A 22,766-nucleotide genomic window follows, 5' to 3' on the forward strand; every position below is an offset into this window, starting at 1 on the left:
CGGGTCGTACTAGGGTCATCCCATGTCCCGCACCCGTCCGCTGCCCACCGTGCTGCGGATCGTGGTCGTGGTGCTGCGGCCGATCTTCATGGTGGTCACGAAGCGTGACTGGAAGGGCGCGGAGCACCTGCCGCGCTCCGGCGGTTTCGTCGTCGCCGTGAACCACCTGTCGTACACCGATCCGTTCCTGTTCGGGCACTGGCTCGTCGACCACGACATCCCGCCGCGGTTCCTCGTGAAGGACCCGCTGTTCGCGGTGCCGGTGATCGGGTGGCTGCTGCGCAAGGCGGGGCAGATCCCGGTCTACCGCGGCACCGGCGCGGCGGCGGAGTCGCTGCGCGCGGCGATCCAGACGGTCGAGTCGGGATCGGTCGTGGCGATCTACCCCGAGGGCACGATGACCCGTGACCCCGGCGGCTGGCCGATGTCGGGCCGCGACGGCGCCGTCCGCACGGCGCACGCCGCGGGCGTGCCGCTCGTCCCCGTGGCGCAGTGGGGGCCGCAGGAGATCATGTGGCCGTACCGTCGCGAGCTCCGGCTCTTCCCGCGCAAGACGGTCCACGTGCGGGTCGGCCCGCCGATCGACCTCTCCGGTCTCGGCGAGCACCCCACGCAGGAGCAGGTCCACGCCGCCACCGAGCGGCTCATGGACGAGATCACCGCGCTCCAGGCGCAGATCCGGGGCGAGTCGCCCACGTCCCCGCGGATCGACGTCCGCACGTTGAAGAAGCCCAAGACCCGATACGAGGAGAGCTGATGGTCACTGCAGCAGTCATGGGAGCCGGGTCCTGGGGCACCGCCTTCTCGATCGTGCTCGCCGACGCGGGCCACGACGTCCACCTGTGGGGTCGGCGCGAGGAGACGTGCGAGAACATCAACGTGCGCCACGAGAACACCGAGTACCTGCCGGGTCAGGAGCTGCCGGGCACGATCCGCGCCACCACCGATCCCGCCGAGGCGCTCGCCGACGCCGCGATCGTCGTGCTGGCCGTGCCCTCCCAGACGCTGCGCCCCAACCTCGAGTCGTGGGGCCACCTCATCGAGCCGTCCGCCGTGATGGTGAGCCTCATGAAGGGCGTCGAGCTCGGCTCGCACATGCGCATGAGCGAGGTCATCGCCGAGGTCACCGGTGCGGGGCCCGAGCGGATCGCCGTCATCACGGGGCCGAACCTCGCGAAGGAGATCGCCCGCCGCGAGCCCGCCGCCGCGGTGGTGGCGTGCGCCGACGAGTCGGTCGCCCTCCAGCTGCAGAAGTACCTGCACACCACGGCCTTCCGCCCCTACACGAACACCGACGTCGTCGGCTGCGAGCTCGGCGGCACGGTGAAGAACATCATCGGCCTCGCCGTCGGCGTGTGCGACGGTCTCGGCTTCGGCGACAACACCAAGGCCTCGGTGATCACCCGCGGCCTCGCCGAGACGGCCCGCCTCGGCATGGCGATGGGCGCCGACCCGATGACCTTCATGGGCCTGGCCGGGCTCGGCGACCTCGTGGCCACGTGCTCCTCGCCGCTCTCGCGCAACCGCACGTTCGGTGAGAAGCTGGGCCGCGGCATGACGGTCGACGAGATCACCTCCCAGACCCGGCAGGTCGCCGAGGGCGTGAAGTCCTGCGTGTCGGTCGCCGAGCTCTCCGAGATGCACGGCGTCGAGATGCCGATCGTCGAGCACGTCCGCGCGCTCGTCGACGGGCGCATGACGCCCACCGAACTGGTCAACGCGCTCATCAGCCGCTCGGCCAAGCCCGAGACCCGCTGACGGGCGTCAGCCCAGGGCCGCCTCGATGTCGGCCCACAGGTCCTCGACGGCCTCGATGCCGACGCTGAGCCGGATCAGACCGGCGGGGATCGTCTCGGGCTCGGCGGGGAAGCGGCGGCGGCGCTCCCACGTGGACTCCACGCCGCCGAGGCTCGTCGCGTGCGTGATGACGCGGCTGGACTCCGTGGCGCGCTGTGCGTGGTCGGCGTCGTCGACGACGAAGCAGACCATCGAGCCGAACCCGGGGTAGCGGACCTCGGCCACGGCCGGGTGTGCCTTGAGCCGGTCGGCGAGCACGGCGGCGCTGGCCTCGGCGCGGTCCAGCCGCACGGCCAGCGTGCGCACGCCGCGCACGGCCAGGAAGCACTCGAGGGCGCCGGGGATGGCGCCGTGCAGCGACCGGTGGTCGTGAAGGCGCTCGTACAGGGCGTCGTCGCGCGTCGCGAGGACGCCGAGGACGAGGTCGCTGTGGCCGCCGAGCAGCTTCGAGGCCGAGTGCGTCACGATGTCGGCGCCGTACGAGAGCGGGCGGTCGCGCAGCGGCGTGCGGAAGGTGTTGTCCACCGCGACGAGAGCGCCGGCCTCCTTCGCCGCGGCCACCAGGACGGGCAGGTCGCCGACCTCCATCGCGGGGTTGGTGGGCGACTCGAGCCAGACCAGGTCGGCCCCGGCGAACGCCTCGATGCTGCCGGCAGTGTCGGACGGATCGATGAGGCGCACCTCGTACGGACCGCTCTGCACGAGGCTCGTCGTGCCGTTGTAGCCGTGGCGGGGGAGCACGACGACCGCGCCGGGCTCCAGCAGGCCGAGCGTGGCCGCCGCGGTCGCGATCCCGGAGGCGAAGGCCAGCGCGCGGCCGCCCTCGAGCTCGCCGACGACGTCCTCGAACGACTCGTACGTCGGGTTGGCGTGCCGCCCGTACTCGAACGCGCCGCCCGCGTGGAACGAGCTCGCGAGGGTGATGGGGGCGTTGAGCGGCGCGCCGGGCTCGTGGGCCGGGCGACCTGCGATGACGGTCACGGTGTCGGGCTGCATGGTTCCAGTGTCACAGGCGGGTAGAGTCGAGCCGATGCGCACCACGATCGCCGTCGTCTTCGGAGGCCAGTCCAGTGAGCACGGCGTCTCGTGCCTGACCGCGCGCGAGGTTCTCGCCGTGATCGATCGCGACCGCTATGACGTCGTCCCCGTCGGCATCACGCCCGACGGCCGGTGGGTCGAGGAGACCGCCGTGTGGGACGACCTCGAGCCCGGCGCCCTGCCATCGGTCCGCGACGGGTTCCCGCCCTTCTCGTGGGACCGCATCCGCGACCTCGACGTCGTCTTCCCGCTCCTGCACGGACCGTGGGGCGAGGACGGCACCGTCCAGGGCCTCTTCGAGCTCGCCGGCGTGCGCTACGTCGGCGCGGGCGTGCTGGCCAGCTCGGTCGGCATGGACAAGCCGTTCACCAAGACCGTCTTCTCGGCCGCGGGCCTGCCGCAGCTGCCCTACGTGACGATCCAGCCGTGGGAGTGGGACGCCAAGCGCGACCGCGCCGAGGCTCGCATCCACGCGCTCGGCCTGCCCGTCTTCGTCAAGCCCGCACGGGCCGGCTCCAGCTCGGGCGTGACGCCCGTCCACGACTGGGCCCAGCTCGAGGACGCCGTGCTCACAGCACGCAAGTACGACCCCAAGGTCATCGTCGAGTCCGCCGCCCACGGCAAGCGCGAGGTCGAGTGCGCCGTCATCCAGGACGAGCGCGGCATGCCGATCGCCAGCGAGGTCGGCGAGATCGTCGTGGCCGAGGACACCGAGCACGAGTACTACGACTTCGAGGCCAAGTACCTCGACGGCACCAGCACCAACGTGGTGCCGGCCGACCTGTCCGAGACGATGCGCCAGCGCATCCGCGAGTACGCCCTCCAGGCGTTCGACGCGATCGGCTGCGAGGGCCTCGCCCGCGTGGACTTCTTCCTCACCGACAGCGTCGGCGGCGGCCTCGTCATCAACGAGATCAACACGATGCCGGGGTTCACCCCGTTCTCGATGTTCCCCAAGCTCTGGGCCGCCTCCGGCGTCGACTACCCCGAGCTCGTCGAGCGCCTCATCCAGCTGGCGCTCCAGCGCCCCACCGGCCTCCGCTGATCCCGGGAGGGGCGGAGGTCAGATCCGGACGACGGGGCAGGTCAGCGTGCGGGTGATGCCGGGGACGCGCTGGATCTGCGAGACGACGAGGGAGCCGAGCTCGTCGACCGAGGGGCCCTCGGCGCGGACGATGACGTCGTAGGGGCCGGTGACGTCCTCGGACAGCTCGACCCCCTGGATCTGGGCGATCGCGGCGGCGACGTCGGCGGCCTTGCCGACCTCGGTCTGCACGAGGATGTAGGCGTGAACGGCCATCGGGGACGTCCTTTCTTCCGGGCCATGACACGCTACCGCAGTCCCCGGGGTCGGGCGCATGCGGCTGAGACAATGACGTCGTGAGCGAGCAGACGATTGCGGAACTGGGCGAGTTCGCCCTGATCGATCTCGTCCGGGGTCGCCTCGGCACGAGCGACTACGTGCTGGTCGGGCCCGGCGACGACGCGGCCCACATCGCCACCGCCGACGGCACCTACGTGACCGCCACCGACATCCTCGTCGAGGGCCGTCACTTCCGCCGCGACTGGTCCACCGCCGCCGACATCGGCCGCAAGGCGGTCGCGGCGAACCTCTCCGACATCAACGCCATGGGTGGCGTGGCCACGGCGCTCGTCGTCGCCTTCGCGGCGCCCGGCGACACCCCGGTGAAGTGGGTCGCCGACCTCATCGGCGGCATGGTCGAGGAGTGCGACAAGGTCGGCGCGAAGATCGTCGGCGGCGACATGTCCGCGGCCGACCAGATCGTCATCTCGATCACCGCGCTGGGCGACGCCGAGCGTCCCGTCACCCGCTCGGGCGCGCAGGTGGGCGACCAGGTCGCCTACGCCGGCACGCTCGGCCTCGCGTCCGCCGGTTACGGCGCGCTGAGCCGCGGCTTCCGCTCGCCCAAGGCCGCCGTCGACGAGCACCGCACCCCGCACCCGCCGTACGCCGCCGGCCCGGCCGCCGCCGCGGGCGGAGCCACGTCGATGATCGACATCAGCGACGGCCTGCTGGCCGACCTCGGCCACGTCGCCCGCGCGAGCAAGGTCGCGATCGACCTCGACCCGGCGTCGTTCCCGATCCTCGACGCCGTGCAGACGGTCGCCGGCGCCCTCGGCGGCGTCGACCCGCTGCGATTCGTGCTGGCCGGAGGCGACGACTACGCGCTCGCCGCCACGTTCCCCACGAGCGCGAGCCTGCCCGAGGGCTGGACCCGCATCGGCGTCGTCAAGGCGGGCGAGGGCGTCACCGTGGCCGGCGCGCCCTACGAGGGCGGCACCGGCCACAAGCACTGGAACTGACGGCTGCGCCGTCGGGGCACGGAGCTGACTAGTCCTGGATCCGCGCGAACGGCGCGGCCGCCTCGAGTTCGAAGGCCAGCTCCAGCAGCGTGCGCTCGTCGCCGTGGTCGGCCGAGAAGTGCAGGCCGAGCGGCAGGTCGGTCGAGGTCCGTCCGAGCGGCAGGCTGATCGCCGGGCCGCCCGAGGCGTTGTTGAGCGGCGTGTAAGCCACGTACGTGCGCAGCCGCTCGAACGCGACGTCGAACTCCACGCCCGGGTCGAGCCAGCCGAGCTCGGGCGTCGTGTGCCCGAGGACGGGACTCAGCACGACGTCCCAGTCGGCGAAGATCTCGCCGTACGCCCGCGCCGACCGCTTGAGCGCGACGATCGCGCCGGGGGTGCGCCAGAACGTGCGCAGGAACGCCCGCGCCAGGCCGTGGGTGAACGGGTCCACCCGGCTGCGGTCGAAGTCGCGCGAGAGGACGAAGCGGCCCGCGTAGTCCAGGGAGAACGCCAGCGTCCGCCAGTACTGGACGAAGTGGCGCTCGAACGCGGCGTCGACCGGGATCGGCATCTCGACGACCTCGTGCCCGAGTGAGGCGACGAGGTCGGCGACGCGGCGCAGCTCCCGCAGGCTGTCCTCGTCGAGCGGCACGCCGCTGAGCGTCTCGGTGACGAGTCCGACGCGAAGACGCCGTGCCGCCGGTCCTTCCACGAGGCCGACCTTCGGCAGCCGGGGGACCGGGCGGTGGCGCTCGGCGGCGGCGAGGAACACGGCGGTGTCGCGCACGCTGCGGGTCAGCACGCCGTTGGCGACGATGTCGAGCGGCGCGTCCGCCATCTCCTTCGCGGGGGCGAGTCGGTGGCGCGTGGTCTTCAAGCCGACCAGGCCGCAGGCCGCCGCCGGGATCCGGATCGATCCGCCCCCGTCGTTGCCGTGCGCGATGGGAACGACGCCGGCGGCCACCAGGGCGGCCGAGCCGCCCGACGAGGCGCCGGAGGAGTAAGCGGGGTTCCACGGGTTGCGCGTGGGATCGCGGTCGACGAACTCCGTCGAAGCGGTGAGGCCGAACGCCGGCAGGGTGGTCGCCCCGAGGACGTTGACGCCGGTGGAGAGGAACTGCTCGGTGAAGGCCTCGTGCCGCTCGGCGGGCTCTGGCGGGACGGCCGCGGAGCCCTGCTGCGTGGGCAGGCCCTTGAAGTCGGTGTTGTTCTTGATCAGCGAGGGGACGCCGGCGAACGGCGCGCCGTCGGGCGCGGTCTCCTCGGCGCGGACGATCGCGCGGGCCCGGTCGTCGTGGCTGATCCCGTTGAGCGTCGGGTTCACGCGGTCGAGGCGGGCGAGAGCGGACTCGAGCACCTCGGTGCGGCTGGCCTCCCCGGAGGCGATCAGGGCCGCGACGCCCACCGCGTCGAGATCGGCCAGGACGTCATCGGTGAAGGCGTGGATGCGGGTCACCCCGCGAGAATAGACAACGGCGGCCCGAGGGCCGCCGCTGTCTATGAAAGATCTGAACGTCTCAGCGCGAGACCTTGCCGGCCTTCAGGCAACCGGTGCAGACGTTGAGCCGCTTCGGGGTGCCCTCGACGACGGCGCGGACGCGCTGGATGTTCGGATCGAAACGACGCTTGGTGCGTCGGTGCGAGTGGGACACGTTGTGGCCGAAGCCCGGTCCCTTGCCGCACACATCGCAGACGGCTGCCACGGCGACCACTCCTGAACTCGTTCGGGGGAAAAATACAACCTCTCGAGCATACCTGACGCGACACGGCCAGCGCGAATCGAGTCCGACCACGGCCCGATAGTCTCGACCCATGGCCCTGCGGATCAGCACCGAGCGCTTCGACGCGTGGGCCCGTCTGTGCACCCGGCTGCTGGCCGAGTCGCGCGACGAGATCGACGCGCTGAACGTCTTCCCGGTGCCCGACAGCGACACCGGCACGAACGCCTACTTCACCTTCGTGGCGGGCGTCGAGGCGATCGACGCGCTCCCGGCGGACACCTCGCCCCTCGACCTCATGCGCACGTTCGCCGAGGGCCTGCTGATGGGCGCCCGGGGCAACTGCGGCACGATATTGGCCGAGCTCGTGCGCGGATCGCTGCGCGTCCTGCGCGGCTGCGTCGACGGGCTCAGCGCCGACGACGTCGCGGGAGCGCTCGAGGCCGCCTCGGCCGCCGCGTACGCCGCGGTCGGCCGGCCGCAGGAGGGCACGATCCTCACCGTCGCGGCCGCCGCGGCGAAGGCCGCCCGCGAGGCCGCCACGAACGACGACGACCCGAAGCGCGTCTTCGACGTGGCCTCGGGTGCCGCCCGCGAGGCGCTCGCGCTGACGCCCACGCAGTTCGAGCGGCTGGCGCGGGCCGGGGTCGTCGACGCCGGCGGCCGCGCGCTCGTGGTCGTCCTCGACTCGGTCGCCTTCGCGCTCACCGGCCGCACCCCGACCCCGCGACCGGCCACCGTGCCCGTCCCGATCGTCGAGCCCGGCGCCGACCTGGGGGAGGAGGGTCCCTCCTACGAGGTCATGTACCTGCTGCGCACCGCCGACGACCGCATCCCCGAGCTGCGCACCGCGCTCGAGCCGCTCGGCGACTCCCTCGTCGTCGTGGGCGGCGAAGGCCTGTGGAACGTCCACGTCCACGTCGACGACGTCGGGGCGGCGATCGAGGCCGGCATCGCCGCCGGATCCCCGTTCCGGATCTCGGTCACGCACTTCGCCGAGCAGATCGCCCGCCCGGCCCGGCCTGCCGGCGGCCGCCTCATCCTCAGTGCCGTCACGGGCCCCGGCCTCGCCGAGCTCACCCACCGCGCGGGCGGCACCGCGCTGCACTTCGCGCCCGACCGGTCGCTCACGGTGGCCGAGGTCGCCGCCGCGATCGACGGCAGCGGTGCCGACGAGGTCATCCTGCTGCCCAACCGCGCCGGCCACATCGCGATGTTCGAGGCTGCGGCCGCGACCGCTCGCGACGCCGGCGCGCGGGTGGCCGTGCTGCCCACCACGGTGCAGGTCCAGGCCCTCACAGCGCTCGCGGTGCACGACCCCGGCCGCCCGTTCGACGTCGTCGTCGTCGCGATGTCCAACGCGGCCGGCGCCACGCGTCACGGAGCGGTCACGATCGCGGCCGAGGACGGCATCACGATGGCCGGCCCGTGCAGCGCCGGCGACGTGCTCGGCGTCGTCAACGGCGACTTCGCGATCGTCGGCTCCTCGCAGGTCGACGTCGCCTTCGACGTGCTCCAGCGGCTCGACCTCGCCACGGCCGAGATGGTCACGCTCGTCACGGGACGCGACTGCGACGCCTCCACGAGCGAGAAGATCGCGGCGCGCGTGCAGCAGGAGGCCCCGCACGTCGACGTCGAGACGATCGAGGGCGACCAGGACACCTACCCGCTCTTCCTGGCGGTGGAATGACCGCGATCGACTTCGACACCCGCCTGTCCAGGGTCGTGGGGGACTCGGCCAAGAAGCTCGAGAAGGCGTTCGGGCACCGCACCGTCGGCGACCTGCTGCGGCACTTCCCGCGCCGCTACATCGACCTCGAGCACCCCGACTCCTTCGAGGACCTGGAGGAGGGTCACGTCGTCGCGTTCGTCGCCACGGTCCTCGACGTGAAGAAGCTGCCGTTCCGCAACAACCCGCGCAAGTTCCGCGTGGTCGTGACCCTGTCGGACGGCCGCGCCACGATGGAGGCCGTCTTCTTCAACCAGTACGCCGTCTCGAAGACCCCCGTCGGCAGCCAGCAGCTGCTGTCCGGCGAGGTCTCGGTCTACCAGGGGCGCCTCCAGCTGGCGTCGCCCCACATGCGCGACCTGCCCGAGGGCAAGACGCTCGCCGACCTCGGCCGTGGCGGTGGCGCGATGCCGATCTACCCCGCGGGCGGGGGACTGACCACGTGGGACGTCGAGCGCGCCGTCACGGTGGCACTGGACGTGGTGGACGTGTTCCCCGAGCCGATCCCGGCGACGGTCCGGTCCGAGCGCGGCCTGCTCGACGCGCCCACGGCCTACGAGTACATCCACCGCCCCCGGAAGCGATCGGACTGGGTCTTCGCCCAGACCCGGCTGCGCTTCGAGGAGGCGTTCGAGGTGCAGGCGGTCTTCGCCAAGCGCCGTTCCGACTCCGAGCAGCGCCGCTCGCTCGCCCGGCCGGGGCGCGGCGACGGCATCCGCGTGGCGTTCGAACAGCGGCTCCCGTTCCAGCTCACCGCGGGCCAGGCGCAGGTGGCCGCCGAGATCGACCAGGACCTCGCCGCCACGCATCCGATGCACCGGCTGCTCCAAGGCGAGGTCGGCTCCGGCAAGACGATCGTGGCGCTGCTGGCGATGCTGCAGGTGGTCGACTCCGGCGGCCAGGCCGCGCTGCTGGCGCCCACCGAGGTGCTCGCGACCCAGCACCACCGCAGCATGGAGCGGATGCTCGGCGACCTCGCGAAGGGCGGGATGCTCGGCGGCGCCGACGAGGCCACGCGGGTGCGCCTGCTCACCGGCTCGATGGGTGCGAAGGCACGTCAGCAGGCGCTCCTCGACATCGTCTCGGGCGAGGCCGGCATCGTCGTCGGCACGCACGCGCTGCTGGAGGAGACCGTCCAGTTCGCCGACCTCGGCCTGGTCGTCATCGACGAGCAGCATCGGTTCGGCGTCGAGCAGCGGTCGGCCCTGTCCGACCGCGCGGCGGCGGCCGACGGGGTCAGCCCGCACGTGCTCGTCATGACCGCCACGCCGATCCCGCGCACCATCGCGATGACCGTCTTCGGCGACCTCGAGGTCTCCACGCTGCGCGAGCTGCCCGCCGGACGTCAGCCCATCCAGTCCAACGTCGTGCCGGTCGCCGAGCAGCCCGGCTGGCTCGAGCGGGCGTGGCAGCGCGTGCACGAGGAGGTCGCGCGCGGCCGTCAGGCCTACGTCGTCGTCTCGCGCATCGGCGAGGCCACGGCCGACGACGACGTCGAGCCGCCGCCCGACGACGACGCCGAGGAGAAGCGCCCCACGGTCGGCCTCGTCGAGCTCGCGGAGGCGCTGGAGCAGGGGCCGCTGGCGGGTCTGCGGCTCGGCCGTCTCCACGGCCGCATGCCGCCCGACGAGAAGGACGCCGTGATGTCCGCATTCGCGGCCGGCGACGTCGACGTGCTCGTCGCCACCACGGTGGTCGAGGTCGGCGTCGACGTCCCCAACGCGACGATGATGATCGTGATGGACGCCGACCGCTTCGGCGTCTCGCAGCTGCACCAGCTGCGCGGGCGCGTGGGTCGGGGGTCCGAGCCCGGTCTGTGCCTGCTCGTCACGGGGTCGCCCGCCGGCACCTCGGCCCGCGAGCGCCTCGCCGCCGTCGCGGCCAGCACCGACGGCTTCGAGCTTTCGCGCCTCGACGTCGAGCTGCGCCGCGAGGGCGACGTCCTGGGCGCCCGCCAGTCCGGCGTCCGCTCCAGCCTCAAGCTGCTGTCGGTGGTGCGGGACGAGCAGATCATCGCCGACGCGCGCGACGCCGCCGTGGCCGCGCTGTCCTCGGGCGACGTCCCGCCCGACCTCGAGGCGTCGATCCGCCGCCTCGAGGAGTCCGAGCGCGCCGAGTACCTGGAGCGGGCATGACGAGAATCATCGCCGGCCGCTGGGGTGGTCGGAGGCTGGCCACGCCGCCCGGCGACGGCACCCGCCCCACCTCCGACCGGGTGCGGGAGTCGATGTTCGCCTCGCTCAACTCATTGCTGGGCGGGTTCGACGGGGTGCGGGTCCTCGATCTCTTCGCCGGCTCGGGCGCGCTGGGTCTGGAGGCCGTCTCGCGCGGTGCCGAGCACGCCGACCTCGTCGAGTCGAACGACCGCGCGGCCCGCACGATCCAGCGCAACGTCTCCGACCTGAAGGCGCCCGCCCGGGTGCACAAGGTCACCGCGCAGCGATTCGTGGCCGCGCCGGGAGGCCCGTGGCACCTCGTGTTCCTCGATCCTCCGTACGCCGTCACGACCGACGAGGTGGCCTCGATCGTCGCCGCGCTGCGGCCGTCGCTGGCCGAGGACGCCGTCGTCGTGGTCGAGCGCTCCAGCCGCGATCCGTTCGCCTGGCCCGAGGGGTTCGACGCGCTGCGGGACAAGGCGTACGGCGAGACTCGGCTTTGGTACGGTCACTGACATGACGCGCGTGGTGTGCCCCGGTTCCTTCGATCCCGTCACGAACGGCCACCTCGACATCATCGAGCGAGCCTCGTTCCTGTTCGACGAGGTCGTCGTCGTGGTCCTGGTGAACGAGAGCAAGGCGGGTCTGTTCCCGATCGAGCGCCGCCTCGAGCTGATCGCCGAGGCGACCGCCGAGATGGAGAACGTCACCCTCGACTCGTACGCGGGCCTGCTGGTCGACTACTGCGCCCAGAACGACGTCCAGGCGATCGCCAAGGGCCTGCGCGCGGTGTCGGACTTCGACTACGAGCTGCAGATGGCCCAGATGAACGGCAACCTCACGGGCATCGACACGGTCTTCATCCCGACGTCGCCCGACTACACCTTCATCGCCTCGAGCCTGGTCAAGGAGGTCGCGCGCCACGGCGGCGACGTCAACGGCCTCGTCCCCAAGCACGTGCTGAACGCGCTCGACGAGGCCTTCGGTCACTGAGCCCTCACTGCACGGGCGAGCGCGGCTCCCAGCGCCGCCCGAGGTGACTCCCGCGGCGCACTGCCTGGTTCCCGAAGCGCGCGGCGACGCGGTCGAGCGTCTGGTCGAGCGCCGGGTCGGCCTCGTCGTCGAGCGGCAGCACCAGCTGCGCGCCGTGGTCGTCGAGTCCTGACAGCGCGACGCCCACCAAGGAGATGCCGTCGCGGTCGATCTCGTCGCGGCGCGAGGCGAGCAGCGCGCGGGCGACCTCGGAGATCACCGAGGTGCTCTCGGTGGGGTGGGGGAGCGTGCGCGAGGAGGTGGAGCGGCGGAAGTCGCCGAACCGCAGCCGCACCGTGACGGTCGCGGCCGTGCGCCCCGCCCGGCGCATCCGCCGCCCGACCTTGTCGCAGAGGGCGAGCAGCGCGAGGTCGGCGTCGGCGAAGCGCGCCCGGCCCAGTGCGTGCTGCGCGCCGATGGACCGGCGTGACGGGGCGGACTCGACCTTGCGGGCGTCGCGGCCGTGGGCGAGGGCGTGCAGGTGGTGCCCGGCGGCGCGCCCGACGATCGCCGAGAGCTCGGCGGGGGAGAGCCGCGCGACGTCGGCCACGGTGCGCAGGCGGGCCGCGTGCAGCTTCTCGGCGGTGACGTCGCCCACGCCCCACAGCCGCTCGACGGGCAGCGCGTGCAGGAACTGCAGCTCGCCGTCGAGCGGTACCACGAGCAGGCCGTCGGGCTTGGCGAGCGTGCTGGCGACCTTCGCGAGGTAGGGCGTGCGCGCGAGGCCGACCGAGATCGGCAGGCCCGTCTCGGCCTGCACGCGGCGCCGCAGCTCGCGTGCGATCGGCAGGGCCGGCCCGCGCAGGCGCCGCAGCCCCGACACGTCGAGGAAGGCCTCGTCGATCGACAGCGCCCGGACGAGGGGAGTGGTGTCGCGGAAGATCTCGAAGACCGCCTTGCTGGCGGCGACGTAGGCCTCGAAGCGCGGCGGCACGACGATCGCGTCGGGGCACAGGCGCAGCGCCTGGCGTCCGCCCATCGCGGTGCGGACGCCGCGCGCACGGGCCTCGTACGACCCCGACACGACCACCCCGCCGCCGACGATGACCGGCCGCCCCCGCAGCGCGGGGTCGTCACGCTGCTCGACCGAGGCGTAGAACGCGTCGAGGTCGGCGTGCAGGATGGACCCGAACGGGTCCGGTTCCACCGTCTCCACCCTCCGACCATCGCACCGAGGGCTGACGGTTTCCCCGGTTACGTGGGTTCGTCCTCACATCCCGGGGTTCGCGATCCCCGGGAAGTGACAGGAAACCCACGTAACCGGGGAAACCGACACCGGCACCGACCGCGATTCGCGTCCGCGAGGCGCGGCGGGGTAGGATCGACGCTGGCCCGTTTGCTGGCCGTAGATCTATGGTGCACTCGATGAGGGGCTGTTGTGACTTCCGGACCGTTCGTGTTCGACACCCAGGTGTTGGGACGTCGACCCGGGACCGAGAAGTCGTACGACCTCGTCCTCGATGCGCCGGCCGATCTCGGCCTGGACGTCTTCGGTGTTCCTGAGGGATCGCCCATCGAACTCGAGCTCCGGCTCGAGGCTGTGATGGACGGTGTCCTCGCCACCGGGACGGCCTCGGTCCACGCCGTCGGCGAGTGCGTGCGCTGCCTGATCGACGTCGAGAGCGATCTCGAGGTCGACTTCCAGGAGCTCTATCTCTACGACGACGCGGGCGAGGACGAGCTGGAACTCGAGGACGAGCTGTTGGACCTCGAGCCAGTCCTGCGGGACGCGGTGGTGCTCGCACTGCCGCACAACCCGTTGTGTGATCCGGAATGTCCGGGACTGTGCCCCGAGTGCGGGGTGCGACTCGCGGACGATCCCGATCACACACACGGTGAGGCGATCGACCCGAGATGGTCGGCGCTGACCCAACTGACCGAACGACCTGAGGAGTAACCGTGGCCGTCCCGAAGCGGAAGATGTCGCGCAGCAACACCCGGCACCGCCGTTCTGCGTGGAAGACGACGGCTGTCGCCACCGTCGACTGCGCCAACCCCGCCTGCAACGCGAAGGTGATGTCGCACCGCGCCTGCGCCGAGTGCGGCCAGTACGGCGCGCGCGGCGAGCGTCGTCAGGTCCTCTGACCTGCACGACGTGCCCGAGCTCGCGGCACTGAGTGAGACGCTCGGGGTCCCTGATCTGGACCCCGAGCTCCTCACGCATGCCCTGACGCACCGGTCGTTCTCCTACGAGAACGGCCAGATCCCGAACAACGAGCGCCTGGAGTTCCTGGGCGACTCGGTGCTCGGGCTCGTGGTCACGGAGACGCTGTTCCGGGGCCACCCCGACCTCCCCGAGGGCCAGCTGGCGAAGCTGCGTGCAGCCGTCGTCAGCGCCAAGGCGCTCGCGGAGGTCGCTCGCACGCTCGGCCTGGGCGACCACCTGCGGCTCGGCCGGGGCGAGGAGGCCTCGGGCGGCCGTGACAAGCCGTCGATTCTGTCCGACGCGATGGAGGCCGTGCTCGGCGCGATCTTCGTCGAGTTCGGCATCGAGCGCGCGGCCGACGTGATCCACTCGATCTTCGATCCGGTCATCGCCGACGCCGCCCAGATGGGCGCCGGCCTCGACTGGAAGACGTCGCTGCAGGAGATCTCCGCGCTGCACGGACTCGGCGTCCCCGTCTACGTCCTCGAGGGCACGGGCCCCGACCACGACAAGACATTCACCGCCTCGGTCGTGCTGAACGACCAGCGCTTCGACGGCGGCACCGGCCGCTCCAAGAAGGACGCCGAGCAGATGGTCGCCGAGATCGCCTGGCGCGCCATCAGCGCCCGCGCGGCGGCCGCCGACGGCCCGAGCTCCAACGGTGCCCGAACTTCCTGAGGTCGAGGTCGTCCGGCGCGGCCTGGACGACCACGTCGTCGGTCGCACCCTCACCGCGGTGGAGGTGCTCGACGCCCGCTCGGTCCGCCGCCACGGTCCCGGACCCTCCGACTTCGTCGCCCGCCTGACCGGCCGGCACGTCACGGCCGCCCACCGCCGTGGCAAGTACCTCTGGCTGTCGCTCGACGACGGCTCCAGCGTCCTGACCCACCTCGGCATGAGCGGCCAGGCGCTGATCTCCGATCCCGACGCCCCGCCGCCGCGCCACCTGCGGATCACGTTCGACCTCGACGACGGCCGCCAGCTGCGGTTCGCCGACCAGCGGATCTTCGGCGGCATGGCGGTCAGCGAGACCGACCCGCCCACCGAGATCGCGCACATCGCCCTCGACCCGCTCGACCCCGACTTCGACGACGCCGCGTTCGTGGCGCGCCTGCGTCGCCGCCAGACGGGCGTCAAGCGCGCGCTGCTCGACCAGGGCCTCGTCTCGGGCGTGGGCAACATCTACGCCGACGAGGCGCTGTGGCGCAGCCGCCTGCACTACGCCCGCAACACCAAGGGCCTGCGCATCGCCGAGGGCACCGAGCTCATCGGGCACGTCCGCGACGTCATGGCCGAGGCCCTCGAGCAGGGCGGCACCTCGTTCGACGCGCTCTACGTCAACGTCAACGGTCAGAGCGGCTACTTCGACCGGTCGCTGCACGCGTACGGGCAGGAGGGACGCCCGTGCGACCGCTGCGGGTCGATCATCGTGCGCGAGCCGTTCATGAACCGGTCGTCCTACCGGTGCCCCACGTGCCAGCCGCGCCCGCGCAACGGTCGCTGGTGAGCGCCGCGGGCCGCTCGCCTCGCTAGGGTGACGGCGTGGACCGGTACGGGAGCGAGGCGCGCGAGCGCTACGTCGCCGAGCCGCCCAAGCGCTCGGGACGCACGTCCTTCGAGCGCGACCGGGCCCGGATCCTGCACTCCTCGGCGCTGCGCCGGCTGGCCGGCAAGACCCAGGTCATGGGCGCCGGCACCGACGACTTCGTCCGCAACCGCCTGACCCACTCGCTCGAGGTCGCCCAGGTCGCCCGCGAGCTCGGCAAGAGCCTGGGCTGCGACCCCGAGATCGTCGACTCCGCCGCCTTGTCGCACGATCTCGGGCACCCGCCGTTCGGCCACAACGGCGAGATGGCCCTCAACGAGGTCGCGGGCTCGATCGGTGGGTTCGAGGGCAACGCCCAGACGCTGCGGATCCTCTCGCGGCTCGAGGCCAAAACCGTGGACGCGGAGGGCCGCAGCGTGGGCCTCAACCTGACGCGGGCGACCCTGGCCTCGTGCGTGAAGTACCCGTGGCGTCGCGGCGAGCGTGACACCCCCAAGTTCGGCGTCTACGAGGACGACCTGCCGGTGTTCGAGTGGCTCGACACGCGGGGCCGGCTCACGATCGAGGCGCAGGTCATGGACCTCTCCGACGACATCGCGTACAGCGTGCACGATGTGGAGGACGGGGTGTTCGGCGGCTGGTTCAGCCTCGTCGGCGACCTCGACACGCCGGGATCGTGGCAGGTGGCGCGCGACTGGTACGACGCCACGGCCACCGACGACCGTCTCGACGCGGCGCTCGCCCGGCTCCGGGACCTGCCCGAGTGGCCCACCGCCCCGTTCGCCGCCGACCGTCCGGCCCGCGCCGTGCTCAAGAGCCTCACCAGCGCGCTCATCGGCCGGTTCGCGGGGGCGGCCTACGCGGCCACGGTCGAGCGATGGGGGACCGACCCGCTCGTCCGCTATGGGGGCGACGTCGAGGTCCCGCGGGCCACGCTCGACGAGATCAACGTGCTCAAGTCCCTGGCCGCCCACCACGTGATGCGGGCCGATCCGCGCGTCCGCGACCTGGCCCAGCAGCGCGACCTCCTGCACGGGATCGTGGCCCACCTGCGGCTGAAGGGGGAGGGCGAGCTCGAGCCCGAGTTCGCCGCGGACTTCCGCGCGGCGGGCGACGACGCGCAGCGTCTTCGCGTCATCGTCGACCAGGTCGCGAGCCTCACCGACGCCTCGGCGGTCGCGTGGGGACGCCGGCTCCTCGGCTAGCCGCGACGACCCGCCCCGGGCGGTGGCGCCGCCGCGTAGGATCACGCCATGGCGCGGATCAAGGACGAGGACATCCAACTCGTCCGCGAGCGCATCCGCATCGACGAGGTCGTCGAGCAGTACGTCACCCTCAAGAACGCCGGCGGCGGGGCCCGCAAGGGACTGTGCCCGTTCCACGACGAGAAGTCGCCCTCCTTCAACGTGCGCCCCGCGCAGGGTTTCTACCACTGCTTCGGCTGCGGCGCGGGCGGCGACGCGATCAAGTTCCTCATGGAGATCGAGGGGCTGGCGTTCGCCGAGTCCGTCGAGCGGCTCGCCGACAAGTACGGCATCCAGCTGCGCTACGAGGAGACCGGCGCGCCTACGGGCCCGCGCCGCGATCCCGGCCAGCGCCAGCGCCTCCTGCTCGCCCACAAGGCCGCCGCGGCGTTCTACTCCGAGCAGCTGATGTCGTCACCCGAGGCCGTGCCGGGGCGCCGCCTGGTCACCGACCGCGGCTTCGACCAGGCCGCGGCCGAGCTCTTCGGCATGGGCTGGGCGCCCAAGTCGGGCGAGGCGCTCGTGGCGCACCTGCGCGGCAAGGGCTTCTCCGAGGAGGAGCTCGTCGTCGGCGGCCTGGCCCGACGGTCCGCGCGTGGCCTGTTCGACGCCTTCCAGGGCCGCCTGCTGTGGCCGATCAAGGAGATCTCGGGCGAGGTCATCGGCTTCGGTGGCCGCCGGATGTTCGACGACGACTTCATGAAGGGCAAGTACGTCAACACGTCCGAGACGCCGATCTACAAGAAGGCCCAGGTCCTCTACGGCATCGACCTCGCACGCGACCCCATCCGCAAGCAGAGCCAGGCCGTGGTCGTCGAGGGCTACACCGACGTGATGGCGTGCCACCAGGCCGGCGTGCTGACGGCCGTCGCCACGTGCGGCACCGCGTTCGGCGAGGGCCACGCCCGCGTCATGCGGCGCCTCATGCTCGACCACGACGCCTTCCACGGCGAGGTCATCTTCACCTTCGACGGCGACGAGGCCGGCCAGCGCGCGGCGCTCAAGGCGTTCGAGGGCGACCAGGAGTTCGTGGGCCAGACCTACGCGGCCGTCGAGCCGCGCGGGATGGATCCGTGCGACCTGCGGCTGACCGACGGCGACGGCGCGGTCCGCGAGCTCATCGGCTCGCGCATCCCGCTCTACCGGTTCGTCCTCGACAACACGCTCGAGCGGTACGACCTCGATCGCGGCGACCAGCGGATCGACGCCGTTCGCGAGGCCGTCCGGCTCGCGTCGTCGGTGCGCGACTCGTCCAAGGTCGACGAGTTCCTGCGCGAGATCGCCACGCGTGCGGGCGTCGACATCGACCTCGTCCACGCCGAGCACCGCAAGGCGGCCGGCCAGAAGCCGTCGGCGCCGCGGCCCTCGCGTGGCGCTCCCGAGCCCGAGCCGCAGCGCCCCGAGCCGTCGGTGTTCGCCAGCTTCGGCGCGCCGCAGTTCGCCGACGAGCGCGAGGCCCTCAAGGCGCTCGCGCAGTATCCCCACGTGGCGCGACCCGTCGCGGCGGACCTGACGGACGACGACTTCGTGCACCCCGTGGCGCGCGAGATCTGGCGGCACATGGTGGCGCGCGGCCTGCCGCAGCAGGCGGACGCCGGCTGGCTGCCGTCCGTCGCCGACTCGCTGCCGGGGGACGACCTGCGTCGCGTGCTCGGCGTCGCCGCGGTCGAGCCGCTGCACGCGTCCGAGCAGGGCGCCGTCGCGGTCGTGCCGGCCGTGCTCGTCCGGCTCCAGGAGCTGTCGCTGTCCCGCCAGATCAGCGACGTGAAGTCGCGTCTGCAGCGCACCGAGCCCACGGCTCCGGAGTACCAGGAGGTCTTCGGGCGGCTCGTGGAGCTGGAGCAGCGCCGGCGTGGCCTGCGCGAGCGGGCGCTCGGCGCCGCGCTCTGAGCTGTCGGCCCGGGGAGTGCGGTGGACGAGCGCTGTGCACGAGCGCCGGCGCCGTCCACAGCCTGACGCGAGGCCCTGTCGCCGCCTCGGCTCGCACGCGAGGTTGGGGTGGTGTCGCCCTTCGTCATCCACGCCCTCGCCCAGGTCCCGATCCCCGCGGACGCCGAACGGATCCTGGCGCGCTCCGCGGCCGCCGGCGACCGTGAGGCGCGTGAGGAGCTCATCTGCGCCGGCCTGCGCAACGTGGCACTGCACGCACTGCGGCTCGGCCACCGCGGCGAGCGTCTCGACGAGGCCGTCGCCGCCGGGGCCGAGGGCCTGATCCTCGCGGTCGACCGGTTCGACCCCGAGCGGGGGACGCGCCTGTCGACCTTCGCCTGGCAGTGGATCGCCCGAGCCATGACCCCGCCCCGCGAAGCCCCGGTCGTCGAGCTGGCCGAGACGCCCGTGTCCGGCGAGGACCTCCTCGTGGGCCTGCCCGAGCACCTCGCCGCGGTGGTCGGCCTGCGGTACGGCCTGCTGTGCGAGGACGGGGTCGGCCTGACGATCGACGAGGTCGCCGAGCACCTCGGGCTCACCCGCTGGCAGGTGCGCGATCGGGAGGGGAGGGGCCTTTCGCATCTTCGAAACCGACTTGCTAGAGTTGGTCGCCGTGCTCCTCTTGAGGAGCCGATCCCCCGTAGCTCAATTGGCAGAGCATTCGACTGTTAATCGAAGGGTTATTGGTTCGAGTCCAATCGGGGGAGCATCCGGGCCCCGTCTGACCTGCGAAAACAGGTCAGGCGGGGTTCTTCTCGTCCCGATCCTGAACCTCCGAGTGACGAAGTCGGGGCGGGGCCGGTAGCGGTGGGCGGGACCGTCCTCGGTCGACCATGGCCACTCTTCCGACGCGCGCAGCATGCACGAGGCTGGGAAAGTCGTCAGCATGACCATCAGCAAGGGTGACCGCGTGTCGTGGGGCACCTCGCAGGGACGCACGCAGGGCAAGGCTCTCGAGAAGCGCACCTCGGTGTTCCAGCACGACAAGCAGAAGTTCAACGCGAGTGAGGACGATCCGTACTGGATCGTCGAGAGCGAGAAGACAGGGGCCCAGGCCGCGCACAAGGAATCGTCGCTCAGGAAGCTCTGAGCCCCTTCCGGCGTCGGGACCGAGCCGGTCGGGAGCCGGCCGCGATCCTCCACGGGCTCCCCATGACCCAGGGGATCGCCAGACCTGCGATGACGAAGTCGCAGTGGTACTGGACCACGCGTCGCGCGGCACGTCGGGATGTCGAACCACCAGCGTCCGAACGCGGCGTTCGCTCGCTCGGGTCGAAGGCCTGCGACAGGATCCGCGGGCGACTTGTAGGGTCGTGCGCGACGGGGGAGGTAGCTCAGCCGGTCAGAGCAGAGGACTCATAATCCTTGGGTCGTGGGTTCGAGCCCCACCCTCCCCACCCGGTGGCGTCGACGCTGCGTGTCAGTCGTCCTCGTCCGGCGGCAGCAGGCGCGCGAGCTCGTCGCGGCTGCCCGCGCCGAGCTTCGCGCGGGCCTGGGCGAGGTGCGACTCCACGGTGCGGACGCCGCACTCGAGGGCCTCGGCGATGTCGCGGTTGCGCAGGCCGCGGGCGGCGAGGCGGGCGGCCTCGAGCTCACGCGGCGTCAGCGTCACCGGAAGGTCGGACACGGCCGCCTCGGCCGAGAGCCACGGCGCGTTCTGCCGGATCTGCTCGCGGACGGCCGCGAGCTCGTCGTCGCACGCGTGCGCCTTGCCCGAGGCGCGCCGACCCACGTAGATCCGGCGGGCGTCGCCGAGGGCGTAGGCGCTCGGCAGCCACATGTCGTACTCCCGGAAGATCCCCGCGATCCGCATGAGCTGGGCGGGATTGCGCTCGTGCGTGGCGTCGAGGTGGGCGCGCGCGAGGCGGATGAGCGGCAGCGCGCCGGACTTCGGCTCCAACCCCGTCCGGAGCGCCTGGAGCGGACCGTGCAGGCCGGCGAAGTACAGCAGGATCCGGTACGGGTACTCCGAGGACAGCTGCCCCAGGTCGTCGGGCTCGCGCGTGGGGTCCGACACCGCCTCGAGCGCCGCCCCGACCCGGTCGACGTAGTGGCGCAGACGGGCGGGGACGAGTCGCGGGACGGAGCCGGCGAACAGCTGCCATTCGAGCAGACCTCGGTCCATCTCGCCGAACGTGACGGCGGTGCTGGAGGCGACGATGTGGCGCAGCCACCGGTCGTGGTGGTCGCGGTCGGGGAGCCGGGCCGCCAGCTCCAGGAGGGAATCGCGGCGTGGCGAGGCCTCGCCGATCATCAGCAGGACAAGCGCCTGCGCGACGAGGAGTGTGCCGGTGACGTCGCTGAGGGCCGGTGAGGTCGGCATGGTCGCCGCGGGCAGCGGCTTCGGCGCGTGCAGCGTCGAGGTGTGGGGCGGCACCAGGCCCGCCCAGACGGCGTCGAGATCCAGCAGCAGCGTGGCCAGGGCGGCGACGGCGGGGTCGGGGTGCTGATCGGCGATGGCCCGCACGAGGCGCGTGGCGTCGCCCAGCGGCTCGGTGCGGTTCCACCACCGGAGCACGAGCTCGGTCGCGGCGTCCTGGTCTCGCACGTCATCGGCGCCGCCCGGCACCGGGGTCTCGCCGGTCTCGGCGAGCAGCACGCTGCGGACGAACCGGGTGGCGAGGCGGCCCTCGCTGTCGTCGTCCTCGATGGCGTCGACGACCATGAGGGCCTCGTTCGTGTTGCCCAGCGCTGCGAGGGCGCGTGCCCGCGCGAGTGGAGGCAGCTCGAGCCGGTGCGCCGCCAGGCGCAGCACGGCGGCGCGCACCTGAGCCGCCTCGCCGAACGTGGTCAGCCGGGTGACGGCACGGACGACCAGGTGCCGAAGCGCCTCGGCGAGATCCTCCTCGAGCACCTCGTCGGGCGCGAGCGCCCGGACGCAGTAGAGAGTGTCCCGCTCCGACAGGGGGACGCCGATCAGCTCCTGTCCCAGCAGGCCCGTCGCGATCTCCCGACGGCATCGCTCCACCTGGTCGAACGGCGACCGCTGGCGCAGCGCGGTCGCGACGAAGGCGGGGACCGCCAGCTGCTGGGATCCTCCGGTCGGGACGAGCACGCCGGCGACGGTGAGGGTCTCGACGATCGCCGGGTCGACCAGGGCGCTCAGGCCGAGCTCGTCGAGCGGCTCGATCCCCGACAGCGCCACCGCCGTGGCGGCGCACTCGGGCGAGACCGTCGCGAGCGCGGCGCGCAGGCTCTGCAGGGCCGGAAGGGGAGCGTCGCCGGGAGCGAGCAGCGGGTTGATGGTGGGGAAGGGGTCGGCTTGGACCTGACCTGCCCGGGCCAGGTTGAGGAGGTCCATCGCCCACGCTCGCCGGCCGAGCGCGAGGTCGGTGATGGCGCGCAGGGTGTGGGAGTCGAGCGGCTCCTCCCCGGCGTGCGCGTGCAGGAAGCGCGCCATGCTCTCGTCGTCGAGCGGAGTCAGGTGCGTGCGGTGGACCGCGGCGGCGGCACGACCCAGCGGGTGCGATCCGTACACGGTGCTCAGGGCGAGGGTGGAATACGCGCGGGGGTGCCGTCCCGTCTCGAACATCGCCACGACCCGACCGCCGTTCCCGGCATGGGCCGACAGCCGGCCCAGCAGGTCCTCCGGCGCGCTCTCGAGGTCGTCGACGAGCAGGACCGCGGTGGCCTCGTCCACGTCGCCGTCGCCGGGCGTCCAGACCTCGGCCCGCACCGTGTGGGCCTCGACGCCCGTGGCGTGGAGCCGGTCCTGCACGGTCCGGAGCAGGCTGGACTTGCCGGTGCCGCTGGGGCCCGTGACGAGGGCGCTGGCGCCCGCGCGCAGTCCTTCCACGATCGAGCGAGCGAGGTCCGAGAGGTCCTGCGCTCCGTCAAGTCTCGTTGTCATCACGCCGTTTCGCTGTCCCGAGAGGGTTCCGAAAAGGTCCGGTTCCCGATGCCGAATCCTAGATTCGCGCCGTACGCCCCGCTCCCTACGGAGGTGAACCACGCCACGTCTCTCAGTACGTACCCATTGAACCTCAGTAGTAACGCGCGTCACATCCGGTACTACGCAGCTGCGTGGCTCGCGGCCGGAACTGCTCCTAACGTCCAAGAAATCGGGGGAGGTGGAAGGCGCCTCCTGGATCACCAGCCCGCGCGGAGGCTCCGTGCGGCGATGC

22 protein-coding genes and 2 tRNA genes are annotated in these 22,766 nt (G+C 72.3%); 18 read left to right on the forward strand and 6 right to left on the reverse strand.

The window, feature by feature from the left end; translation table 11 throughout:
• Positions 1 to 22: 22 nt before the first annotated feature.
• Both ACK99Q_RS10015 and ACK99Q_RS10020 read left to right on the forward strand, forming a co-directional pair.
• Positions 23 to 757, forward strand: coding sequence for a lysophospholipid acyltransferase family protein (locus tag ACK99Q_RS10015; protein ID WP_410185970.1), 735 nt, complete (start codon positions 23 to 25; stop codon positions 755 to 757).
• Positions 757 to 1,758 (forward strand): NAD(P)H-dependent glycerol-3-phosphate dehydrogenase, encoded by a 1,002-nt coding sequence (locus tag ACK99Q_RS10020; RefSeq protein ID WP_410185971.1) that lies wholly within the window; start codon positions 757 to 759, stop codon positions 1,756 to 1,758. The genes ACK99Q_RS10015 and ACK99Q_RS10020 overlap by 1 nt, the downstream gene beginning before the upstream one ends.
• 6 nt (positions 1,759 to 1,764) lie before the next feature.
• Here the strand turns inward: ACK99Q_RS10020 and ACK99Q_RS10025 are convergent, their stop codons facing one another.
• Entirely contained in the window at positions 1,765 to 2,793 is a 1,029-nt protein-coding gene (locus ACK99Q_RS10025; protein ID WP_410185972.1) for a trans-sulfuration enzyme family protein, read from the reverse strand.
• A gap of 34 nt (positions 2,794 to 2,827) precedes the next feature.
• On the opposite strand from ACK99Q_RS10025, the gene ACK99Q_RS10030 reads away from it, so the two are divergent.
• Entirely contained in the window at positions 2,828 to 3,880 is a 1,053-nt protein-coding gene (locus ACK99Q_RS10030) for a D-alanine--D-alanine ligase family protein (protein WP_410185973.1), read from the forward strand.
• Positions 3,881 to 3,898: 18 nt separating this feature from the next.
• Here ACK99Q_RS10030 and ACK99Q_RS10035 read toward each other — a convergent pair whose 3' ends face one another.
• On the reverse strand, positions 3,899 to 4,135 hold the full coding sequence (locus tag ACK99Q_RS10035) for an Lrp/AsnC ligand binding domain-containing protein (RefSeq protein WP_179423876.1): 237 nt from the start codon (positions 4,133 to 4,135) through the stop codon (positions 3,899 to 3,901).
• Between the two features lie 80 nt (positions 4,136 to 4,215).
• On the opposite strand from ACK99Q_RS10035, the gene ACK99Q_RS10040 reads away from it, so the two are divergent.
• Positions 4,216 to 5,160 carry a thiamine-phosphate kinase gene (locus ACK99Q_RS10040; protein ID WP_410185974.1) on the forward strand — a complete coding sequence of 315 codons (945 nt, stop codon included), beginning with the start codon at positions 4,216 to 4,218 and terminating at the stop codon, positions 5,158 to 5,160.
• 28 nt (positions 5,161 to 5,188) lie between these two features.
• On the opposite strand, the gene ACK99Q_RS10045 is transcribed toward ACK99Q_RS10040, so the two are convergent.
• Together ACK99Q_RS10045 and rpmB are read right to left on the reverse strand one after the other, a co-directional pair.
• The gene (locus ACK99Q_RS10045) at positions 5,189 to 6,598 is read right to left on the reverse strand and encodes an amidase (protein ID WP_410185975.1); all 1,410 of its coding nucleotides are present in this window, start codon (positions 6,596 to 6,598) and stop codon (positions 5,189 to 5,191) included.
• 61 nt (positions 6,599 to 6,659) lie between these two features.
• Positions 6,660 to 6,845: a 50S ribosomal protein L28 gene (rpmB, locus tag ACK99Q_RS10050; protein ID WP_078701430.1), complete on the reverse strand. Its 186-nt coding sequence runs from the start codon at positions 6,843 to 6,845 to the stop codon at positions 6,660 to 6,662.
• 109 nt (positions 6,846 to 6,954) lie between these two features.
• Here rpmB and ACK99Q_RS10055 point away from each other — a divergent pair, with 109 nt between their 5' ends.
• Genes ACK99Q_RS10055 through coaD form a run of 4 tightly spaced genes read left to right on the forward strand, consistent with a single transcriptional unit; the run spans position 6,955 to position 11,738 of the window.
• Entirely contained in the window at positions 6,955 to 8,550 is a 1,596-nt protein-coding gene (locus ACK99Q_RS10055; RefSeq protein WP_410185976.1) for a DAK2 domain-containing protein, read from the forward strand.
• On the forward strand, positions 8,547 to 10,724 hold the full coding sequence (locus ACK99Q_RS10060) for an ATP-dependent DNA helicase RecG (RefSeq protein ID WP_410185977.1): 2,178 nt from the start codon (positions 8,547 to 8,549) through the stop codon (positions 10,722 to 10,724). The genes ACK99Q_RS10055 and ACK99Q_RS10060 overlap by 4 nt, the downstream gene beginning before the upstream one ends.
• Positions 10,721 to 11,260 (forward strand): 16S rRNA (guanine(966)-N(2))-methyltransferase RsmD, encoded by a 540-nt coding sequence (gene rsmD / locus ACK99Q_RS10065; RefSeq protein WP_410185978.1) that lies wholly within the window; start codon positions 10,721 to 10,723, stop codon positions 11,258 to 11,260. The genes ACK99Q_RS10060 and rsmD overlap by 4 nt, the downstream gene beginning before the upstream one ends.
• A gap of 1 nt (position 11,261) precedes the next feature.
• Complete coding sequence (gene coaD / locus ACK99Q_RS10070; protein ID WP_410185979.1) at positions 11,262 to 11,738, forward strand: pantetheine-phosphate adenylyltransferase; 477 nt, start codon at positions 11,262 to 11,264, stop codon at positions 11,736 to 11,738.
• Between the two features lie 4 nt (positions 11,739 to 11,742).
• Here coaD and dinB read toward each other — a convergent pair whose 3' ends face one another.
• Complete coding sequence (gene dinB, locus ACK99Q_RS10075; protein WP_410185980.1) at positions 11,743 to 12,924, reverse strand: DNA polymerase IV; 1,182 nt, start codon at positions 12,922 to 12,924, stop codon at positions 11,743 to 11,745.
• Positions 12,925 to 13,155: 231 nt separating this feature from the next.
• On the opposite strand from dinB, the gene ACK99Q_RS10080 reads away from it, so the two are divergent.
• The 10 genes from ACK99Q_RS10080 to ACK99Q_RS10125 all read left to right on the forward strand — a co-directional run bounded on the left by ACK99Q_RS10080 (position 13,156) and on the right by ACK99Q_RS10125 (position 20,039).
• Positions 13,156 to 13,674 (forward strand): YceD family protein, encoded by a 519-nt coding sequence (locus ACK99Q_RS10080; protein WP_410185981.1) that lies wholly within the window; start codon positions 13,156 to 13,158, stop codon positions 13,672 to 13,674.
• A gap of 2 nt (positions 13,675 to 13,676) precedes the next feature.
• Positions 13,677 to 13,862 (forward strand): 50S ribosomal protein L32, encoded by a 186-nt coding sequence (gene rpmF, locus ACK99Q_RS10085; protein ID WP_179423890.1) that lies wholly within the window; start codon positions 13,677 to 13,679, stop codon positions 13,860 to 13,862.
• Positions 13,863 to 13,872: 10 nt separating this feature from the next.
• On the forward strand, positions 13,873 to 14,601 hold the full coding sequence (gene rnc / locus ACK99Q_RS10090; RefSeq protein WP_410185982.1) for a ribonuclease III: 729 nt from the start codon (positions 13,873 to 13,875) through the stop codon (positions 14,599 to 14,601).
• Positions 14,585 to 15,430 carry a bifunctional DNA-formamidopyrimidine glycosylase/DNA-(apurinic or apyrimidinic site) lyase gene (gene mutM / locus ACK99Q_RS10095; protein WP_410185983.1) on the forward strand — a complete coding sequence of 282 codons (846 nt, stop codon included), beginning with the start codon at positions 14,585 to 14,587 and terminating at the stop codon, positions 15,428 to 15,430. The genes rnc and mutM overlap by 17 nt, the downstream gene beginning before the upstream one ends.
• A gap of 35 nt (positions 15,431 to 15,465) precedes the next feature.
• Positions 15,466 to 16,674 carry a deoxyguanosinetriphosphate triphosphohydrolase gene (locus ACK99Q_RS10100; RefSeq protein ID WP_410185984.1) on the forward strand — a complete coding sequence of 403 codons (1,209 nt, stop codon included), beginning with the start codon at positions 15,466 to 15,468 and terminating at the stop codon, positions 16,672 to 16,674.
• 48 nt (positions 16,675 to 16,722) lie between these two features.
• Positions 16,723 to 18,603, forward strand: a complete 1,881-nt coding sequence (gene dnaG, locus ACK99Q_RS10105) for a DNA primase (RefSeq protein ID WP_410185985.1) — start codon at positions 16,723 to 16,725, stop codon at positions 18,601 to 18,603.
• A 243-nt stretch (positions 18,604 to 18,846) separates the two neighbouring features.
• Positions 18,847 to 19,314, forward strand: coding sequence for a sigma factor-like helix-turn-helix DNA-binding protein (locus ACK99Q_RS10110; RefSeq protein WP_410186085.1), 468 nt, complete (start codon positions 18,847 to 18,849; stop codon positions 19,312 to 19,314).
• A tRNA-Asn gene (locus ACK99Q_RS10115) sits at positions 19,277 to 19,349 on the forward strand. The genes ACK99Q_RS10110 and ACK99Q_RS10115 overlap by 38 nt, the downstream gene beginning before the upstream one ends.
• Before the next feature lie 179 nt (positions 19,350 to 19,528).
• The gene (locus ACK99Q_RS10120; RefSeq protein ID WP_410185986.1) at positions 19,529 to 19,732 is read left to right on the forward strand and encodes a DUF2945 domain-containing protein; all 204 of its coding nucleotides are present in this window, start codon (positions 19,529 to 19,531) and stop codon (positions 19,730 to 19,732) included.
• A 233-nt stretch (positions 19,733 to 19,965) separates the two neighbouring features.
• Positions 19,966 to 20,039: transfer RNA gene (locus ACK99Q_RS10125), tRNA-Met, on the forward strand.
• Positions 20,040 to 20,062: 23 nt separating this feature from the next.
• On the opposite strand, the gene ACK99Q_RS10130 is transcribed toward ACK99Q_RS10125, so the two are convergent.
• The gene (locus tag ACK99Q_RS10130; protein ID WP_410185987.1) at positions 20,063 to 22,492 is read right to left on the reverse strand and encodes a LuxR C-terminal-related transcriptional regulator; all 2,430 of its coding nucleotides are present in this window, start codon (positions 22,490 to 22,492) and stop codon (positions 20,063 to 20,065) included.
• Between the last annotated feature and the right edge of the window lie 274 nt (positions 22,493 to 22,766).

The organism is Aeromicrobium sp. MLTX1, assembly GCF_046452335.1.
In the GTDB taxonomy this organism is placed as follows: domain Bacteria; phylum Actinomycetota; class Actinomycetes; order Propionibacteriales; family Nocardioidaceae; genus Aeromicrobium.

What these genes read in the sequence shown, in the direction of transcription:
- ACK99Q_RS10020 (WP_410185971.1), top strand. Translation starts at nt 757, where the DNA reads ATGGTCACTGCAGCAGTCATGGGAGCCGGGTCCTGGGGCACCGCCTTC.
- rsmD (WP_410185978.1), top strand. Translation starts at nt 10,721, where the DNA reads ATGACGAGAATCATCGCCGGCCGCTGGGGTGGTCGGAGGCTGGCCACG.
- ACK99Q_RS10015 (WP_410185970.1), top strand. Translation starts at nt 23, where the DNA reads ATGTCCCGCACCCGTCCGCTGCCCACCGTGCTGCGGATCGTGGTCGTG.
- dnaG (WP_410185985.1), top strand. Translation starts at nt 16,723, where the DNA reads ATGGCGCGGATCAAGGACGAGGACATCCAACTCGTCCGCGAGCGCATC.
- coaD (WP_410185979.1), top strand. Translation starts at nt 11,262, where the DNA reads ATGACGCGCGTGGTGTGCCCCGGTTCCTTCGATCCCGTCACGAACGGC.
- ACK99Q_RS10055 (WP_410185976.1), top strand. Translation starts at nt 6,955, where the DNA reads ATGGCCCTGCGGATCAGCACCGAGCGCTTCGACGCGTGGGCCCGTCTG.
- ACK99Q_RS10130 (WP_410185987.1), bottom strand. Translation starts at nt 22,492, where the DNA reads ATGACAACGAGACTTGACGGAGCGCAGGACCTCTCGGACCTCGCTCGC.
- ACK99Q_RS10060 (WP_410185977.1), top strand. Translation starts at nt 8,547, where the DNA reads ATGACCGCGATCGACTTCGACACCCGCCTGTCCAGGGTCGTGGGGGAC.
- ACK99Q_RS10025 (WP_410185972.1), bottom strand. Translation starts at nt 2,793, where the DNA reads ATGCAGCCCGACACCGTGACCGTCATCGCAGGTCGCCCGGCCCACGAG.
- ACK99Q_RS10035 (WP_179423876.1), bottom strand. Translation starts at nt 4,135, where the DNA reads ATGGCCGTTCACGCCTACATCCTCGTGCAGACCGAGGTCGGCAAGGCC.
- ACK99Q_RS10030 (WP_410185973.1), top strand. Translation starts at nt 2,828, where the DNA reads ATGCGCACCACGATCGCCGTCGTCTTCGGAGGCCAGTCCAGTGAGCAC.
- ACK99Q_RS10120 (WP_410185986.1), top strand. Translation starts at nt 19,529, where the DNA reads ATGACCATCAGCAAGGGTGACCGCGTGTCGTGGGGCACCTCGCAGGGA.